Here is an 18242-nt window from a genome sequence, read left to right as displayed (position 1 = left end):
GTTCAGGCGTTGCGTTGAAAGTTTTGTGATTTTTTGATTGTCGAGCCGATGGCTCTTCCGGAACCCGGCCGGGCGTGACGTGTTTTTCCGGCGATGCAATCCCTCAATCTCGACCTGGACATGTTGCTGCGCGACGGCCTGTCGATCGCCGCGGCCTTTGTGCTCACACTGCCCATCGCGTGGGAACGCGGCTACGGGCCAAGAAGCAGCGGCTTCCGCACTCTGCCCATCGTGGCGATGGCGGCGTGCGGCATCGCCCTCATCCTGCGCCCCGTCACGGACGGCTCTCCCGACGCCAGTGCGCGGGTGTTACAGGGCGTCATCACCGGCATCGGCTTCATCGGCGGCGGGGCGATCCTGAAGAACGGCACGACCGTGCACGGCCTCGCCACGGCGGCGAGCATCTGGAATGCCGGCGCCATCGGCCTGGCCGCCGGCATGGGCCGGTTCAACATCGCCATCGTCCTCAGCCTGATCAACTTCCTCAGCCTCATCGTGCTCGCCCGGATCGACAAGGGATCCAAGTCCGGCGGCGGGGATCAGTGAAAGTCCCGGCTTTTCGGGATCACCCGCACATTGCGCGGATGGCGCTGCGTATGGCTCGGCAGCGGATTGACTCCGTGATCGGCATGGGCGAGCCGCGTCTTCAACAGGTCGTCCGACAGTGAAGAGAGCAGCGCGGTCTCGTCCATGATGGTCCGCGCCACGACATGCACGACATTGTCCTCCGACTGGACGACCCCCTCGACCGCCATCAGGCGGGCACCCATCACCGCGCCGCGGAACCGCTTCATCGTGTCTGGCCAGACCACGAGATTGGCCACGCCCGTCTCGTCCTCCAGCGTCACGAAGACGACGCCGCTGGCGCTGCCCGGCCGTTGCCGCACCAGGACAAGGCCCGAAACCGAGACTCGCCGCCCGCTGCGCAGGCGTTTCAGCTCGGCCGCCGGAACGAAGCCGCGTCCGGTATAGTCGGTGCGCAGGAAATGCATCGGGTGGGCCTTCAGCGACAGCCCCATCGTCTGGTAGTCGGCGATGACATGCTCGCTCTTCGGCATGGCGGGCAGCGGCACGGGAATGTCCGCGCCCTCGTCCTCCGTCTCGCGATAGCTGAACAGCGGCAGGTCCGGCGCATTCTTGATCGCCCGCGCGTCCCATAAGGCCGCCCGCCTGTCCTTGCCGATCGAGCGGAAGGCATCGGCCGAAGCCAGAAGCTCGATCCCGCGCGCCGAGACCCTGGCGCGGCTGCGCAACTCCTCCACCACCTCATAGGGCCGCCCCCGCGCGGCCATCAGCCGCGCCCCGTCTTCGCTGGCGAGCCCGTCGACCTGCCTGAGGCCGAGCCGCAGGGCGAAACCCCGCTCCCGGCCACCACTTGCCCCCTCGCGCGGCTCCAGCACGCTGTCCCAGTCGGAATAGTTCACGTCCGCTTCCAGCACCGTCACGCCGTGTTCGCGCGCGTCGCGCACGATCTGCGCCGGGGCGTAGAAACCCATCGGCTGGGAATTGAGCAGCGCCGCGGCGAAGGCCGCCGGGTAATGGCATTTCAGCCAGCTGGAAATGTAGACGAGGTGGGCGAAGCTGGCGGCGTGGCTTTCCGGGAAGCCGTACTCCCCGAACCCCTCGATCTGGGAAAAGCAGCGCGCCGCGAAATCGGGATCATAGCCGCGCGCCACCATTCGCCCGACCATCTTCTCCTTGTGCGCGCTGACCATGCCCTTCGACCGGAAGGTCGCCATCGCCTTCCTGAGCTGGTTCGCCTCGGCCGTGGAAAATTGCGCCGCCACCAGCGCGATCTTCATCGCCTGCTCCTGGAAGATCGGCACGCCCAGCGTCCGACCGAGGATCTTCTTCAGCTCGTCGGGATCATGCCCCGGCCCGGGCGAGGGATAGAGCGTTTTCTCCTTGCCCTGCCGGCGGCGCAGATAGGGGTGCACCATGTCGCCCTGGATCGGGCCGGGGCGCACGATCGCCACCTCGATGACGAGATCGTAAAAGGTGCGCGGCCTCAGGCGCGGCAGCATGTTCATCTGCGCCCGGCTTTCCACCTGGAAGACGCCGACGGAATCGCCCGCGCACAGCATATCGTAGACGGCGGGATCCTCCTGCGGCACCGTCGCCAGCGTCCAGCGCTCGCCATACTGCGCCGCGATCATATCGAAGCCTTTGCGGATACAGGTCAGCATCCCCAGCGCCAGAACGTCCATCTTGAAGATGCCCAGCGCCTCGATGTCGTCCTTGTCCCACTCGATAAAGCTACGGTCGGCCATCGCGCCATTGCCGATCGGCACCGTCTCCACCAGCGGGTTTTCCGTCAGGATGAAGCCGCCGACATGCTGCGACAGGTGGCGCGGCATGCCGATCAGCTGGTCGGCCAGATGGATCGTCCGGCGAAGATGCGGGTCGGACATGTCGAGCCCGGCCTGTCCGGTCTTCAGCGCGTCCGCCGACCCGCCCCAGCTGCCCCACACCGTTCTCGCCAGCGCGCTGGTCACGTCCTCGGACAGGCCCATCACCTTGCCGACCTCGCGGATCGCCATGCGCGGCCGGTAGTGGATGACGGTGGCGCACAGCCCGGCGCGGGCGCGGCCGTATTTCGCGTAGATGTGCTGGATCACCTCCTCGCGCCGCTCATGCTCGAAATCGACATCGATATCGGGCGGTTCGATCCGTTCCTCGGAGAGGAAGCGCTCGAACAGAAGTTCGTGCTGGGCCGGATCGACCGAAGTGATCTTCAGGCAGTAGCAGACCGCGCTGTTCGCCGCCGACCCCCGCCCCTGACACAGGATTCCGATGCTGCGCGCATAATCGACGATGTCGTGAATGGTCAGGAAATATTGCGCGATATCGAGCTTCGCGATCAGCGCCAGCTCCTTGTCCAGAAGCCCCCTCACCTTGTCACCGATCCCGCCGGGATAGCGTTCCGCCGCGCCTTTCCAGGTCAGCTCCTGCAGCCATTCGTCCGGCGTCTTGCCCTCCGGCACCGTCTCCTTCGGATATTCGTAACGCAGCTCCGACAGCGAAAACGTGCAGGCGTCGGCGATGCGGCGCGTCTCGGCGATCGCGTCCGGCCAGTTGGAGAACAGGCGCACCATTTCATGCGGGCCTTTCAGATAGCGCTCCGCATTCGCCTCAAGTCTCAACCCGGCCTCGAAGATCGTCTTCTTCTCGCGGATACAGGTCATCACGTCCTGCAACGGGCGGCGCTCCGGCGCGTGATAGTGGACGTCATTCGTCGCCAGCAGCTTCAGGCGATGGCTCCGCGCCAGCCGGTCGAGCCGGTTGATCCGCGCCCGGTCGTCACCCCGATAGAGCCAGTTCGCCGTGACATGGCTGAGCCCCGGCAGCGCCGCGGTCAGGCGCGGCAGTTCGACGGCAAATCCGTCGATGTCCGTGCCCGGAATGGCGGCCAGCACCACACCGTCCTCTGCCCCCAGAATCTCCCCGGCCATCTCCAGCGTGATGTCGCACACGCCCTTGGCCTGCCATTCGCCCTCCGCGGTCTGCATCTTGCCTGCGGAGAGGAGCCGGCACAGCGCGCCATAGCCCGCCCGCGTCTTCGCCCAGGCATAGACGGACGGCGCGTCGAGCAGGTCGAGCCGCACCCCGATGACGGGGCGCAGCTTGGCCGTCTTCGCTTCCGTGTGCAGGCGGACGACGCCGGCCATCGTGTTGCGGTCGGCAATCCCGATCGCGTCATAGCCGAGCGCCCACGCCGCCAGCACCAGATCCGTCGCGTCCGACGCGCCGCGCAGGAAGGAGAAGCAGGACGTCACGCCCAGCTCGACATAATCCGTACGCGGGTTGGGCGTGAACCGGTCCGGATCGGCCAGCGTGCGCTTGTCGGGAGTCAGCGGCGTATCGGGCATCACGCATCCAGCCCGTGCACGAACCAGCGCGGCGCCCCGCCCCGCCCGTCATCGGGCAGACCCTCGCGGTAGATCCAGTAGCGCCGCCCGGCCTCGTCCTCGACGCGGTAATAATCGCGCAGGCGCGTCGTCGATTTCTCGCGCCACCATTCCGGCGCGATCCGCTCCGGCCCCTCGCTGCGCACCAGGCGACGCGTCCGCCTTTGCCAGACGAGACGCGCGGGCGGCCCCTCCGGCACGGCGTAGAGAACCTGCGCCTCCTGCGGGTATGGCAGCAGGCGCAGCGGCCGGGCGCGCTCCGTGCGCACCGCCCCGCCGCCCGGTTTTCCGGCATGGGTGTAAACTTCCGCCCGTTCCGGCAAATGACTGCCCTGCGCAGCCGGGCGCATCACCGCTTCGGGACCCAGCCGCGCCGTCAGCCGGTCGATCAACCGCGTGACATCGACGTCGGCCGCGCTCTTGCCCTCGAGATCCTGTGCCTCGCTGTCCATCGGATCGAAAGCCATGACGTCGAGCGTCATCGCGTCGAAACCATAGCCGCAATCGAGCCGGTCGATCCGGTGCGCGAACAGCTTGGCCAGATGCCCCGGCTCGCGGCTTGCCCGGCTGACCGCAACGTATACGGAGGATGTTCCGCCATCGGTGCGGTAGCCGGTCAGTTTCAGCCGCCGCGCGCCCGCCCCGCGCTTCTCCATCTCCGGACACAGATCGTCCAGAAGCGCCTTCACGATGACGGTGACATTCTCCATCCCGCCGACCGGTTCCACCAGCCGCTTCACCGCCCGCAGCGGCGTGTCCGGCAGGCCGGGCTTCAGCGGTTCGGCGAGCCGCCCGAAAGCCTGGTCGAGCCGGATCACCGGATTGCGCCAGGCCTCCCTGCGGCTGCGGAAGCGGCGCATCAGCGCCTCGCGCGGCACGGCGCCGAGCGCGCCGACCGTCTTCAGACCCAGCCGGTTCAGAAGCAGCGCGGTCTCGCCGTCGAGCCGCAGCGCCTCGACCGGCAGGCGGGCAAGCCGCTCCGCCGTCTCGCCCTCACCGCAGACCGTCATCACGCCGGGCGCATGACGCGCCAGCGCCCAGGCCGCCCCGGCCGTCGGCGCGGCGGCCAGCCGCGCGGTCAGGCCCGAGGCCGCGAAGGCCTGCAGCATGTCGGCGAGCATCGCCGCCTCGCCGCCTCTCAGATGATCCGACCCGGTGGTGTCGAGGAGGAGGCCGTCCGTCCCGTCGGCCCGCGTCCACGGACACCAGCGCCGCGACCAGGCGGCCAGGCGAGCGAGATCGGCGGCATCGGCGGCGATATCGGCATCGGCGACAATAAGGTCCGGCACGCGCGTCTTCACGTCCGTCACCCGGCCGCCACGGCTCAATCCTTCGTGGACCGCAGCGGCGTTGAGGTCGTGGATGACCGGTCCGTGGTTGCCCTGCACCGACAGGACGAGCGGAGCGTCCTCCTCACCCGCCTGCGGTCCGAAGCTGCGGCGGCGCCAGCGCTGGATCGGGAAGCGGAGCAGCCAGACGGAGACGATGCGACGCGCCGTCATATTCCGCCTCCCACACGCCGGGCGTCCGGTCCCGCGCCCGGAACAATTCCACCCGCCAGCGCGGCGCGCCGGGAGCTTTCGGATCGCCCGGATGCGGCGCGGACGGCAGCGACATCACGCGCCAGCGCCGCCGCGCGGCGGACAGATCCTCCGGCGCGGAGAAGCGCAGGAGCGTGACCGCAATCCCGGTGCGCTCCGCGCGCAGCGCCAGCCGCTTCGACGCGGTGAAGTCGAGCGCGCGGGCCGCGCCCCACACCTCTCCGATCACACCGCCGAGCGCCGCGCATTTCAGTCCTTCCTCCATCGTCCAGAGCACATCGCCCGCATCCCGGGCACATACGAGGATCAGCCGGTCCGGATCGGCGCCGAAGCGTGTCAGCCCGCCGCCATGCGGCCGGCCGGCTTCAAGCGCCGAGAGCCGGTCCTGGACCCACAAGAGCGGTTTTCCGGCCGGCAGCTGGGCCAGCGCGAAGCCGGCTGCACCGGCATCCCCGCCGCTGGCGAATATCTCAGTCAGCTCCGCCCGCCCGGCGGGGAAATCCGGCCCCTCCGCCCGCGTGCCTGCCCTCTCGCCCGTCTCGGCCTTTTCCGGCCGCTCCAGCGTGTCGCCGGAGCGCAGGAAGGGCGAGACGAGGGTCAGGTCCGGCTTTTTCGAGCGCGCGTCCTTCACGAGTTTGTTCCACTTTTGTTTTCATCATGAATCCTCAAGCGGAACGAAGAGTCAATGCCCGGAAGGCGCGGCCGGAACAGCCGATCCGATTCCGATTGACAGCCAGCGGGCCGGGCCCTACTTCGCCGCGCGATGCACCGGCCTGCCGGATGCAGCGCCTTTCCGCCGCGTGACCGGCACGGGGTCAATGAGCGGAACCTTCGAAAGCCCGCCGCCATGGCCGGACCTGTCTTCCTTTCGGGCGATCCCGCCGCGGATCGCCGCGCCGATTTCGCCGAAAGCCTCGCCGCTTCGGGCGACACGGATGGCGCCTGCGAAGTCATGACCGGCGCGCTGGACCTCGCCCCGCACTGGATCGCCGGCTGGTACCGGCTCGGCGAATGGCAGGAAAAGGCCGGCCGCCCCGACGCCGCTGATGCCGCCTGGGCGCGCTGTGTCGCGATCGATCCCGCCGACCCGCTCGGGGCGGGACCGAAGCGCGACCTTCTCCGGCCGCAGCCGCTGGCGGAATCGCTGCCGCCCGCCTTCGTCGAGCTGCTGTTCGACCAGTACGCGCCGCGCTTCGAACAGGCCCTGGTGGGCAAGCTCGGCTATCGCGGACCCGACCTGATCATGGATGCCCTGCATGCCGCCGGTTTCACCGGTGCCGGGCACGCGCTCGATCTCGGCTGCGGCACCGGCCTGATGGGGCAGCATCTCCGCCCGGTCTGCACCCGGCTTGACGGCAACGACATTTCCGCCCGGATGCTGGCCGAGGCCCGCCGCAAGCGCATCTATGACCGGCTCGACAAGACCGATATCGCCCGGCTCGAAATCGGTCCGGAACGCTATGACCTGATCGTCGCGGCCGACGTCTTCACCTATGTCGGCGCGCTGGAAGACATCGTCGCCTGGTGCGCCGCGTCGCTGTCGGACACGGGCTGGCTCGCCTTCACCGTGGAAAAGGGCGAGCACGGCGTGACGCTGCGCGACAGCCGCCGCTTCGCCCACGCCCCGGATTATGTCCGCGACCTGCTGACCGCCGCAGGTTTCACAGGCGTGTCCCTGACCGAGGGCGTCATGCGCCGCGACCGCGGAGCCGACATCGCCTCGCTCTGCGTCATCGCCTCACGCCAGCCGCACGGGCGGCTGCGCGAAGGTGACGGCGAGGCGCGGGAGACCGCCTGACACCGCCAGGCCTTCGTGCGACCCGTTGACGCTTTCGCACCGTGCGGGCTGGCCAATCGAGCCCCCAGCGCATAGGTGAAGGCCGACCCTTCGCGGACGGCCCGGCCATCCGCGTCCAGAACGCCGGAACGCCCATGTTCGACAACATCCTTCTCGACGACTTCACGCCGCCGAAAACCACGACGGTCGAGCGCGTCTTGTCGGTGAAGCACTGGACCGACACGCTTTTCTCCTTCCGCATCACCCGGCCTCAGGCCTTCCGCTTCCGCGCCGGGGAATTCGTGATGATCGGCCTGATGATCGCCGGCAAGCCGGTGCTGCGCGCCTATTCGATCTGCAGCCCGACCTGGGACGAGGAACTCGAATTCTATTCGATCAAGGCCCCGGGCGGTCAGCTGACCACCGAACTGCAGCACATCCAGCCCGGCGACGGAGTGCTGCTCGGCAAGAAGCCGACCGGCACACTCGTCCATGACGCGCTGGTGCCGGGCGAGCACCTCTACCTCGTCTCCACCGGCACCGGCCTCGCCCCCTTCGCCAGCGTGATCCGCGAGCCGGAGACCTATGACAAGTTCAAGACCGTCATTCTGACCCATACCTGCCGCACCGGGGCGGAGCTGGAATACGGCAAGGAGCTGGTCGCCGCGATCCGCAATGATCCGCTGGTCGGGGAACTGGTCGGCGACCGGCTCATTCACTTCACCTCGACCACACGCGACGACAGCGAGACCCAGCGCGGCCGCATCACCGACCTGATCGCCAATGGCGAACTGGCCGAAGCGACGGGCATGCCCGCGCTCGATCCGGCGACCGACCGGGTGATGATCTGCGGCTCGGACGCCATGCTGCGCGACCTCAAGGCGATGATGATCGAGCGCGGCTTCACCGAGGGCTCGAATGCCGCCCCGGCGCAATTCGTCATCGAGAAGGCCTTCGCCGGCGAAGGCGTCTGACGCGGCTTGAACGCCGGGCCACCGCCCGCCATCCTGTGAACCACCGCACGCTGTTACGCGAGGCCGCCATGAACAGACCGGACGTCAAAGGCTTCTTCGACGAAGCGACGAACACGATCAGCTATGTCGTGTCCGATCCGGACACGAAGGCGTGCGCGGTGATCGACTCGCTGCTCGACTTCGATCAGGCCTCCGGCCGCACCAATACGGCCTCTGCCGACATGCTGATCGCCTATGTCCGCGAGCAGGGCTTTACCTGCGCGTGGATCATCGACACCCATGTCCACGCCGACCATCTGACCGCCGCGCCCTATATCCGCAGCCAGCTGGGCGGCAAGACCGCGATCGGCGACCGCATCCCGGTCGTGCAGAACGTGTTCGGCAAGATCTTCAACGAGGGCCAGTCCTTCCACACGGATGGCAGCCAGTTCGACCATCTCTTCGCCGATGGCGAGACCTACCGGATCGGCACTCTCGAGGGCCGCGCTCTCCTCACGCCCGGCCACACCCCGGCCTGCATGAGCCATGTCATCGGCGATGCCGTTTTCGTCGGCGACACCCTCTTCATGCCGGATTTTGGCACCGCCCGCTGCGACTTCCCCGGCGGCGATGCCGGCACGCTCTTCGACTCCATCCAGCGCCTGTTCGAACTGCCGGACGAAACGCGCATGTTCCTGTGCCACGACTACAAGGCGCCGGGCCGCGACATCTTCGTCTGGGAAACCACGGTGGGCGATCAGAAGCGCTCGAACAAGCATGTGAAGACCGGCACGACGCGCGAGGAATTCATCGCCATGCGCACCGCGCGCGATGCCACCCTGCCGATGCCGAAGCTGATCCTGCCCTCGGTCCAGATCAACATGCGCGCCGGCGAATTGCCCCCCGCCGAGGACAATGGCCAGCGCTACATGAAACTTCCGATCAACGCGCTATGATCGCGTGAGTCGGGGGACAACATGACGGGAACGGATTGAGGCGGATGGGCCAGCGGTGAAACTTTCGCGCTACCTCCCCATCCTCGACTGGGGCCGCCGCTATACCGGCCAGACGCTGGTCAGCGATCTCAACGCCGCGCTGATCGTCACCATCATGCTGATCCCGCAATCGCTCGCCTATGCGATGCTCGCGGGATTGCCGCCGCAGGTCGGGCTCTACGCTTCCATCCTGCCGCTGATCGTCTACGCGCTGTTCGGCACCAGCCGCCAGCTCGCCGTCGGCCCGGTCGCCATCCTGTCGCTGATGACGGCCGCCGCGGCCAGCCGCATCGCCGCGCCCGGCTCGCCCGCCTATGTCGAGGCCGCGCTGGTGCTCGCCCTGCTGTCCGGCGCGATCCTTCTGGTGATGGGCCTGCTGCGGATGGGCTTTCTCGCCAACTTTCTCAGCCACCCCGTCGTGTCCGGCTTCATCACCGCCTCGGGCCTGATCATCGCCGCCTCGCAGCTGAAGCATATTCTCGGCGTCCAGGCCGAGGGTCATAACCTCTTTTCCCAGCTTTTCTCGCTCGCCCGCGACCTGCCCCGGACCAACATCCCGACACTCGTCATCGGCCTTGCCTCACTCGCCTTCCTCGCCTGGGCGCGCAGCGGACTGAAACCCCTCCTCCGGAGCCTCGGCGTCCCGGAGACACCCGCCACGCTCGTTTCGCGCGCCGGGCCGGTCTTTGCCGTGATCGCCAGCATCGTCGCCGTGACCGCGCTCGGTCTCGCCGACCGGGGCGTGCGCATCCTCGGTGACGTCCCGCGCGATCTCCCTGCGCTCGGCATCCCCCGCTTCGACGCCGATGTCTGGGCCCAGCTGGCCGGTTCGGCAGCCCTCATCGCCCTGATCGGTTTCGTGGAATCGGTTTCGGTCGGGCGCACGCTCGCAGCGAAGAAACGCCAACGCATCGATGCCAATCAGGAGCTTGTTGCTCTCGGCGCGGCCAGCCTCTCGTCCGGCCTGTCCTCGGGCTATCCGGTGACGGGCGGCCTAGCCCGCTCCGCGGTCAATCTCGATGCCGGCGCGGAAACCCCGGCAGCCGGTGCCTTCACCGCCATCGGCATCGCGCTGGCGACGCTCTTCCTGACACCCTTCCTCTACAATCTGCCGCAGGCCGTGCTCGCCGCGACCATCATCATCGCCGTCCTGTCGCTGGTGAATCTGAAGGAAGTCGTGAAGGTCTGGCGCTTCTCGAAGACCGACTTCGCGGCCATGGGCGGCACGATCACCGTGACACTCAGCTTCGGCGTCGAATGGGGGATCACGACCGGCGTCGTCCTGTCCCTCTTCCTGCATCTCTACAACACCAGCCGGCCGCACTTCGCCATCGTCGGCCAGGTGCCGGGCAGCCAGCACTTCCGCAACGTCAATCGCCATCCGGTCGTGGTGCCGGACGCGATCCTGACCATCCGGGTCGACGAAAGCCTCTATTTCGCCTCGGCGAATTTCCTCGAGGAGACGGCGGCGCAGATCCTCGCCAACCGGCCGGACCTGAAACACCTCATCCTGATGTGCCCGGCGGTGAACCGGATCGATGCCAGCGGGCTGGAAAGCCTCGAGGCGATCAACCGCCGCCTCGACGATGCCGGGGCGAAACTCCATCTGAGCGAGGTGAAGGGTCCGGTGATGGATGCGCTGAAGCGCTCACACTTCCCCGCGGAACTGACCGGCAAGGTCTATCTGCACCAGTTCGAGGCGATCCGCGATCTCGACCCGGACTGCGCCGCCGCCGCGCTGTCCGGCTCGGCCCCGACGACCGAACCGGGCGCCACGCCCTGCCCGTCCCAGCGTCTTGCCGGCATGGCGGCGGTCTGGAAATAGGCCGGTCGCATTTGTCGCATTCCCGTACTTTTCTCACGGGTATAGGCAGATCGCATGACCGACCTGGTGCTCCTGAAATACGCCGCGCGCAACACGCCGCGCTACACCAGCTATCCCACCGCGCCGCACTTCCATGCCGGTGTGAACGGTGAGACCTATGCGCGCTGGCTGGGTGAACTCGCCTCTGAGCAGCGCGGATCGCTCTACTTCCACCTGCCCTATTGCCGGGTGCTGTGCCGGTATTGTGGCTGCCATACGCGGGCGAGCCTCAAGGACGGCCCGATCGAACGCTATCTCGACCGTCTGGAAATGGAGATCGACACTACGGCCGCGCTCGTTCCGCACCGGCTGAAGGTCGACCATCTGCACTGGGGCGGCGGCAGCCCGACTCTCGTTCCGGCGGACCGGATGCGCCGCATCATGGCGCTGGTGCGCGACCGTTTCGACATTCAGCCCGGCGCAGAGATCGCCATCGAGGTCGATCCCCGCACGCTCGACGACGCACGCGCCGCGGCCCTCGGTGAGACCGGTTTCAACCGCGCCAGCATCGGCGTGCAGACCTTCGATCCGGACGTCCAGCGCGCCATCAACCGGATGCAGTCGTTCGAGGTGACGAAAGCCTGCGCCGACCGCCTGCGCGGCAATGGCGTGAACGCGATCAATGTCGATCTCGTCTACGGCCTCCCGAAGCAGTCGCTCGAAAGCTGCCTTGAGACCGTGGACCGCGTGCTGGAACTCGATCCCGACCGGCTGTCGGTCTTCGGCTATGCCCATGTCCCGCATATGAAGAAGCATATGCGCCTGATCGAGACCGGCGACCTGCCGGGCACCGAAGCGCGCATCGCCCAGGCCCAGGCAATCGCCGGGCGCCTCGTTGCCGCCGGTTATGTCACCATCGGCTTCGACCACTATGCCCGGCCCGGCGACCCGCTCGCCGAACACCAGCGCACCGGTCAGCTTCATCGCAACTTCCAGGGCTATACGACAGACGCGGCGGATGTGCTGATGGGCTTCGGCGCATCGGCCATCGGCCGCCTGCCGCAGGGGCATATCCAGAACACCGCCGACATCGCCGCGTGGGAAAAGGCCGTGGCAGCGGGTGATCTGCCGGTCGCCCGGGGCTGTGCCTATGAGGGTGACGACCTGTTCCGGTCGGAGATCATCGAACGTCTGATGTGCGATCTCGAAGCCGATATCGGCTCGCTCGCCCGCAAGCACGGACAGCCCGTTCCGAACCCGGACCTGTCGGAGCTGGAAGCCGACGGCATTGTCAGCCGCGACGGCGACCGCATCGTGATAGATCCCGACTACCGCACGCTCGCGCGCATCGTGGCGGCCGCCTTCGATACGCGCCTCATGACCGGCAACGCGAAACACTCCCTTTCGGTCTGAACCCCTGCGCTAGCGGCAGATCCACGCCATCGCCGGAGCATAGGCGACGCTCGCCATGCCCAGCGCGGCGATCGCCAGACCCGCCGCGCCGCGGATCTGCGCGGCCTGACCCAGTTTCGCCAGACTGCCGAAACCGAGCGCCGTCGCGGTGACGCCGGGGATCACGCCCAGTCCGAATCCGGCCATCACCACGGCCCCGTCCAGCGCCGAACCGGCGCTCATGGCGAGCAGCAGGACGGCATAGACCAGACCGCAGGGCAGAAGCCCCCACACGAGACCGGCGACGACAGGAGCCGCACGCCCGGCCGCCCGGAACCCGGCCGACTGGACCAGCCGCCGGGTCACCGGCGCGAACACGCGGTCGGCGGCGGCGAAGGGGGGCAGCACGCCGGTAATCGACAGTCCGATCCACACCAGCGTCACGGCCGCGAGCCAGCGCGTGACGAGATGCGCCGGTCCCGGATCGAGAAAGCCCAACAGCCCGGATCCGAGCCAGCCGGCCAGCGCGCCGAGCGTGATATAGGTGATCCACTTGCCGGCCTGCGCCGTTGCCAGAAGGCCGGCGCGCGCGGCCAGCGATCCGCCGGGCGACAGCGAGAACATGACTGCCGACCCGATCCCGCCGCACATCACGGCGCAATGCAGCGTGCTGGCGAAGCCCGCCAGCACACCGCCAGCAAAGCCGGGATGGGTCAGGATGGATGCGGTCGCGCCGTGGTCCAAACTCTTCCCCTGCACCTGCGGCCTTATGAACGCTTGAACCTGACACGAAATCATCCGTAAATTGAATGTGGTCTTTCGACGCGGGGAGGCGAAGATGACAACGATGACAGCGCAGCATGTGGACGCCGCTTCGCATTGGGCCTGGCTGAAGTCCGGCTGGCAGGACCTGTGGGCCGCACCGATTCACTCCATCGGATACGGGCTGGTCTTCGTCGGCGTGGGACTGGCCATCACCGCCGGCCTCTGGTCGCTCGGCCTTGGCTCGCTCACCCCCGTCGCGCTCGCCGGCTTCGCGCTCGTGGCGCCGGCCTTCGCGGTCGGCTTCTACCGCATTTCGGCCCTGGTCGATGGCGGCCAGAAGGTAACCTGGACCAGCGTGCGCGAGATTCCGAAGGGGCGGTTCGGACAGGTGGCCTTTCTTGGCGTCCTGCTGGTCGTGATCTTCCTGTTCTGGATCCTGATCGCGCGGGCGCTCTATGCCGCCTTCACCACCGGTAACTACCTGCCGGTCGGCGAATTCACGCAATTTGCCCTGGCCGATCCGGCCGGCCTGGCGATGATCGCTGTCGGAACGGTGATCGGCGCGGCGCTGGCATTCGCCGCATTCGCGATTTCCGCTTTCTCCTTCCCGATGCTGATCGACCGGGATGTCGATGCCGTCACGGCGCTGATCGCCAGTGTCGATGCGGTGAAGCGGATGCCGGTCCTGGCCTTGAGCTGGGCGATCACCATCGCGCTGATGACGGCCGGCGGGATCGCCCTCTTCATCCTGCCGCTGGCACTCGTCTTCCCCTGGCTGGGGCATGCCAGCTTCCGGGCCTACCGGGATCTTTTCCCGTCCTGATCGCCATCGGCGCGTTCCGGCAGGGGACCGTCATCATCCAGCAGGATGCGCTGCGCAGCGCCGTCCATGTCCTCGTACTGGCCGGACCTGACGGTCCAGAAGAAGGCGCCGAGACCGAACAGGGCCAGCAGCAGCGCGGCCGGGATCAGGAGCAGGATGATCGTCATGAGCGGGTCAGCCTCAGCGCGTTGAGCGTCACCACCATCGACGAACCGGACATGGCGATCGCCGCCACCAGTGGCGTCACGAAGCCGAACACCGCCAGCGGCACGGCGATGCAGTTGTAGAGAATGGTCAGGCCGAAATTCTCCAGCACCCGGCGCCGCGCCGCGCGCGACACAAGGATGGCTTCGGCGATAGCGGAGAGTCCCTCGCCCTGAAGCACGAAATCGGCCGCGGCCTGCGAGATGTCGGCCGCCGCTGCCGGCGAGACCGAGACATGCGCCGAGGCGAGCGCCGGCGCGTCATTGATGCCGTCACCGACCATCAGCGCCCGGCGGCCGCGCGTCTTGAAGCCCTCGATCTCGGCGATCTTTTCCTGAGGCTTCAGGCCGGCGCGCCAATGCGCGATCCCGAGCGCCTCGGCAACTTCGCGCACCGCGCCTTCACGGTCGCCGGACAGCAGGACCGGCTCCAGCCCCAGCACGCGCAGCCGCGACACGGTTTCCGCCGCGTCGGGGCGAAGCGTGTCGGCAAAGGCGAACCGGACCGGATCCTGCCCCTCGACCATCAGCCAGGCCTCCGACACGCCGTCCGTGCCGCCTTCAAGACCGAGCCAGGCCGCCGATCCGAAGCGCACGGACTTGCCGTTAACCACCGCTTCGAGGCCGCCACCGGGCGTTTCCCTGACCTTGGGCGTGACATCGCCCATTCCGGCAAGATCGGCGACCGCGCGCGACAGGGGGTGACGGCTGGTGCGAGCAAGCATCGCGGCGAGCTCGAAATTCTCGTGTCCGAGAGTGTCGCGATTGATCAGTTGCGGTTTGCCGACGGTCAGCGTGCCGGTCTTGTCGAACACGGCGAGATCGGCTTCCGACATGCGCTCCAGCGCGTCGCCGGACTTCACCAGCACGCCCGAGCGGTAGAGCCGGCCCGTCGCGACCACCTGCACCGCCGGCACGGCCAGTGCCAGGGCGCAGGGACAGGTGATGATCAGCACCGACACGGCGATGATGATCGCGGTGTAGATCTCGGCGCCGAATACCAGCCAGCCGATGGCGGAGGATGCCGCCAGCGTATGCACCATCGGCACATAGAGCTTGGCCGCGCGGTCGGCGAGGCGGACATAGCGCGACCGTCCCTGCTCACCGGCCTCGACCAGCCGCGTGATCTCCGCCAGCAGCGAATCCTCGCGCCGGGCTTCGGCGATGGCGATCACGGGCGCGGTGAGATTGACCATTCCGGAGAAGATCTTCTCCCCCGCCGCGGCAGCACGCGGCAGGGTCTCGCCGGTGACGAGCGCGGTATCGAGCGTGGTGTCGCCCTCGAAGACGATGGCATCGACCGGTACTTTCTCGCCGGCCGCGATCAACAGCCGGTCTCCGGGCTTCACGTCGCGGGCGGGGATGGCCTCGACATGACCGTTGGCGTCCATCCGGTTGGCCGTCGCCGCCTGCATCGAGGCCAGGCGCCGTGCCGCCGCGCCGGCCCGGGCGCGCAGACGCGTGTCGAGAAACCGTCCGATCAGGAGGAAGAAGAGCAGCATCGCCGCCGCGTCGAAATAGACGTGGCCGGACCCCCAGACCGTTTCGCAGATGCTGAGGGCGCAGGCGAGCGTGACGCCGAGCGTGATCGGGACGTCCATATTGACCTGGCGGGCGCGCAGGGCACGCCAGGCCGACTCGAAGAAGGGACGCCCGGCATAGGCCACGGAAGGCAGCACGATCAGCGCCGACAGCCAGTGCATCAGCCCTGTCGTGCCGGCATCCATCTCGCCCTGGCCGAACCAGACCGGGATGGAGAACAGCATCACATTCGCGGTTGCGAAGCCGGCCACCGCCATGCATTTCAGCAGCCGCTTTTCCTCGACATCCTGCGCCGACCGGCTTTCCTCGGGGGCGTACGGTGTCGCGGGATAGCCGATCTCGGCGAGGCGGCGGACAAAATCGCGTGCCTTCGACTTGTCGCCGTCCCAGCTCAGTGCCAGCCGCCCGGTCGACAGGTTCAGCCGCGCATTCCGCACGCCCGGCATTTCCGTCATGCCGCCCTCGACGCGGGCGATGCAGCCCGCGCAATGCACACCCTTCACCAGAAGGTCGATCTCGCGGTGCCCGTCGCGCTCGCGCACGAAGGCCGTCGGATCGGCGTCGGTCGAGACGGAATATGCCGGGTCTATTGCAGCCATAGCTCGGACTGCAGGGTAAAGGGCGGTTCGCCCTCGCGCCATGCCCGCAACTGCCAGCGTCCGCGCATGCCCTCCGGCAGCGCGGCGACATAGCGCCCCTCGGCCCGGGCCTGGAAGGTCAAAATCTCGTCGCGTGACGTGTCCGCCGGATGGCGCAGCGTGCCGTTGAGGTCGAGTCCGTCGATCGGATGGCCGTCGGCATCAAGGACGTGAACCACGATGCTCCCGTCCTCGACCGCTGCCGTGGCGGTCCAGCCGAGCGCGGCCTGTTCGGCGCGCGCAGCGAGGGTCGAATTGTAGTCGAGACCCTGGACATAGGAGCGCGGCTGGTCCTCGCCGCGGAAGGTCCGCGTCGCCTGGATGATGAAGATGACATTCACCGTGATGATGACCCCGAAGAAGACGAGGATCACCGCGAGAACATGCCAGCCCGTCACGCGCTTGATCATCGGTCATACCCGGTCTGCAGGACCGATCGTGTCACCTGAACCTCACCGGAGACAAGGTCCTCGACACGGAAAAGCAGCGGCTCGCTGTTCCGGTCGATCGCCTCTGCAGGCAGCGACGCGAACAGGCGGAAATCGGTGGTGCGGTCGGGTTCGACGGTCACGACCAGGTCGCCATCCTCCTGCCCGAGCAGCCAGGCATTCAGCGCCGGATCGCCCTCGACGGTGATGCGGTACTGATGCGGCTCATGGGTCTTGTTGATGATCTTGACGGTATAGCTGTTGCGCACCGAACCATCTGAAAGCATGACATAATTCGGATTCCGGTCGCGCAGGACATTGAGGTCCATCGTCGAGCGGGACCCGAGCGCGACGAGCATGACCGCCGCCACCAGCGCCAGCGTCACCGCATAGACGATCGTCCGCGGCCGGACGAAGCGGAAGCTCGCCTTCTCGCCGGCCTGGCGCCGCTCGATATTGACGTCCGTATCGTAGGCGATGAGGCCGGTCGGGCGGCCGACCTTCTTCATGATGTCGTCGCAGGCATCGATGCACAGCGCGCAATTGATGCACTCCAGCTGCGAGCCGTTGCGGATGTCGATCCCCATCGGACAGGCGACGACACAGGCCTTGCAGTCGATGCAGTCGCCCCGGCCGTCCCAGCTGTCGTTTTTCTTGTGCGGACCACGCGGTTCGCCGCGATCCCAGCGATAGGTGACGGAAAGCGCGTCATTGTCGATCATCGCCGCCTGGATGCGGGGCCATGGGCACATGTATGTGCAGACCTGTTCGCGCATCGTCCCGGCGAGCGTGTAGGTCGTGAAGGTCAGGATGCCGAAGAAGAGGTAGGCCGACATCGGCGACCCGCCGGTGAAGAAGTGGCTCAACACGTCGAACGCGTCGTGGAAATAGAGAATCCACGCCCCGCCCGTCGCCCCGGCAATGACAAGCCAGACCGCGTGCTTGCCGGTCTTCCGCCACGCCTTGTCGACACTCCAGCCCGCGCGGTCGAGCTTGATCCGTGCGTTGCGGTCGCCCTCGAACAGGCGTTCCACGGCGATGAACAGATCGGTCCAGACCGTCTGCGGGCAGGCATAGCCGCACCACACCCGGCCGAACAGCGCGGTAACGAGAAACATCGCCAGTGCGCCGAGGATCAGCAGACCGGTAACGAAATAGATTTCCTGCGGCCAGATCTCGATCCAGAAGAAGTAGAAGCGCCGTCCCTCGAAATCGACCAGCACGGCCTGGTCCGGCGCGCCGCCGCCCCGGTCCCATCTGAGGAAGGGAATGAAGTAGTAGGCCCCGAGCGCAAGGGCCATGAAGACCCATTTCGCGAAGCGGAATTTCCCGTGCACGAGCTTGGGATAGATCGGCTCGCGCTTCTTGTAGAGCTTGCGGGTCGCGGCATCGTTCACCGCTTCGGCATCGTGTTGTTCGATGCCCGGTGCGGCCGCCTTGGGATGAATCTGGACCATGGTCTCTAGGGACGCG

General features: G+C 67.4%; 15 protein-coding genes. 7 read left to right on the top strand and 8 right to left on the bottom strand.

Annotated features, from left to right (window positions below; genetic code table 11):
• Positions 1-93 precede the first annotated feature (93 nt).
• The gene (locus tag ACFOOR_RS15055; RefSeq protein ID WP_343165267.1) at positions 94-546 is read left to right on the top strand and encodes an MgtC/SapB family protein; all 453 of its coding nucleotides are present in this window, start codon (positions 94-96) and stop codon (positions 544-546) included.
• Here ACFOOR_RS15055 and ACFOOR_RS15050 read toward each other — a convergent pair.
• Genes ACFOOR_RS15050 through ACFOOR_RS15040 form a run of 3 tightly spaced genes read right to left on the bottom strand, consistent with a single transcriptional unit; the run spans position 540 to position 6080 of the window.
• On the bottom strand, positions 540-3869 hold the full coding sequence (locus ACFOOR_RS15050) for an error-prone DNA polymerase (protein WP_343165266.1): 3330 nt from the start codon (positions 3867-3869) through the stop codon (positions 540-542). The genes ACFOOR_RS15055 and ACFOOR_RS15050 overlap by 7 nt on opposite strands.
• Positions 3869-5410, bottom strand: coding sequence for a Y-family DNA polymerase (locus ACFOOR_RS15045; protein WP_343165265.1), 1542 nt, complete (start codon positions 5408-5410; stop codon positions 3869-3871). Before ACFOOR_RS15045 ends, ACFOOR_RS15050 begins: the two co-directional genes overlap by 1 nt.
• The gene (locus ACFOOR_RS15040) at positions 5322-6080 is read right to left on the bottom strand and encodes an ImuA family protein (RefSeq protein ID WP_343165264.1); all 759 of its coding nucleotides are present in this window, start codon (positions 6078-6080) and stop codon (positions 5322-5324) included. The genes ACFOOR_RS15045 and ACFOOR_RS15040 overlap by 89 nt, the downstream gene beginning before the upstream one ends.
• Before the next feature lie 216 nt (positions 6081-6296).
• Between ACFOOR_RS15040 and ACFOOR_RS15035 the strand changes: the two genes are divergently transcribed.
• From ACFOOR_RS15035 to hemN, 5 genes are all read left to right on the top strand, one after another.
• The gene (locus ACFOOR_RS15035) at positions 6297-7247 is read left to right on the top strand and encodes a methyltransferase (protein WP_343165263.1); all 951 of its coding nucleotides are present in this window, start codon (positions 6297-6299) and stop codon (positions 7245-7247) included.
• A gap of 134 nt (positions 7248-7381) precedes the next feature.
• Entirely contained in the window at positions 7382-8200 is an 819-nt protein-coding gene (locus tag ACFOOR_RS15030) for a ferredoxin--NADP reductase (RefSeq protein WP_343165262.1), read from the top strand.
• Between the two features lie 68 nt (positions 8201-8268).
• Positions 8269-9135, top strand: coding sequence for an MBL fold metallo-hydrolase (locus tag ACFOOR_RS15025; RefSeq protein WP_343165261.1), 867 nt, complete (start codon positions 8269-8271; stop codon positions 9133-9135).
• Between the two features lie 55 nt (positions 9136-9190).
• Positions 9191-10999, top strand: coding sequence for a SulP family inorganic anion transporter (locus ACFOOR_RS15020; RefSeq protein ID WP_343165260.1), 1809 nt, complete (start codon positions 9191-9193; stop codon positions 10997-10999).
• 54 nt (positions 11000-11053) lie between these two features.
• Positions 11054-12391 carry an oxygen-independent coproporphyrinogen III oxidase gene (hemN, locus tag ACFOOR_RS15015; protein WP_343165259.1) on the top strand — a complete coding sequence of 446 codons (1338 nt, stop codon included), beginning with the start codon at positions 11054-11056 and terminating at the stop codon, positions 12389-12391.
• A gap of 9 nt (positions 12392-12400) precedes the next feature.
• Here hemN and ACFOOR_RS15010 read toward each other — a convergent pair whose 3' ends face one another.
• The gene (locus ACFOOR_RS15010) at positions 12401-13114 is read right to left on the bottom strand and encodes a sulfite exporter TauE/SafE family protein (protein ID WP_343165258.1); all 714 of its coding nucleotides are present in this window, start codon (positions 13112-13114) and stop codon (positions 12401-12403) included.
• A 94-nt stretch (positions 13115-13208) separates the two neighbouring features.
• Here ACFOOR_RS15010 and ACFOOR_RS15005 point away from each other — a divergent pair, with 94 nt between their 5' ends.
• Positions 13209-13958, top strand: coding sequence for a DUF2189 domain-containing protein (locus ACFOOR_RS15005; protein WP_343165257.1), 750 nt, complete (start codon positions 13209-13211; stop codon positions 13956-13958).
• On the opposite strand, the gene ccoS is transcribed toward ACFOOR_RS15005, so the two are convergent.
• From ccoS to ccoG, 4 genes are read right to left on the bottom strand one after another with little or no spacing between them, the layout of a single operon-like run.
• On the bottom strand, positions 13934-14125 hold the full coding sequence (ccoS, locus tag ACFOOR_RS15000) for a cbb3-type cytochrome oxidase assembly protein CcoS (RefSeq protein WP_343165256.1): 192 nt from the start codon (positions 14123-14125) through the stop codon (positions 13934-13936). The genes ACFOOR_RS15005 and ccoS overlap by 25 nt on opposite strands.
• Positions 14122-16302, bottom strand: a complete 2181-nt coding sequence (locus ACFOOR_RS14995) for a heavy metal translocating P-type ATPase (protein WP_343165255.1) — start codon at positions 16300-16302, stop codon at positions 14122-14124. The genes ccoS and ACFOOR_RS14995 overlap by 4 nt, the downstream gene beginning before the upstream one ends.
• A complete protein-coding gene (locus ACFOOR_RS14990; protein ID WP_343165254.1) occupies positions 16290-16751 on the bottom strand; it encodes a FixH family protein in 462 nt (153 codons plus the stop codon). Before ACFOOR_RS14990 ends, ACFOOR_RS14995 begins: the two co-directional genes overlap by 13 nt.
• Entirely contained in the window at positions 16748-18226 is a 1479-nt protein-coding gene (gene ccoG / locus ACFOOR_RS14985) for a cytochrome c oxidase accessory protein CcoG (RefSeq protein WP_343165253.1), read from the bottom strand. Before ccoG ends, ACFOOR_RS14990 begins: the two co-directional genes overlap by 4 nt.
• Between the last annotated feature and the right edge of the window lie 16 nt (positions 18227-18242).

The sequence above is a fragment of the Hyphobacterium vulgare genome (assembly GCF_042643335.1).
Lineage (GTDB): Bacteria > Pseudomonadota > Alphaproteobacteria > Caulobacterales > Maricaulaceae > Hyphobacterium > Hyphobacterium vulgare.
This window is presented reverse-complemented; position numbering and strand designations above follow the sequence as displayed.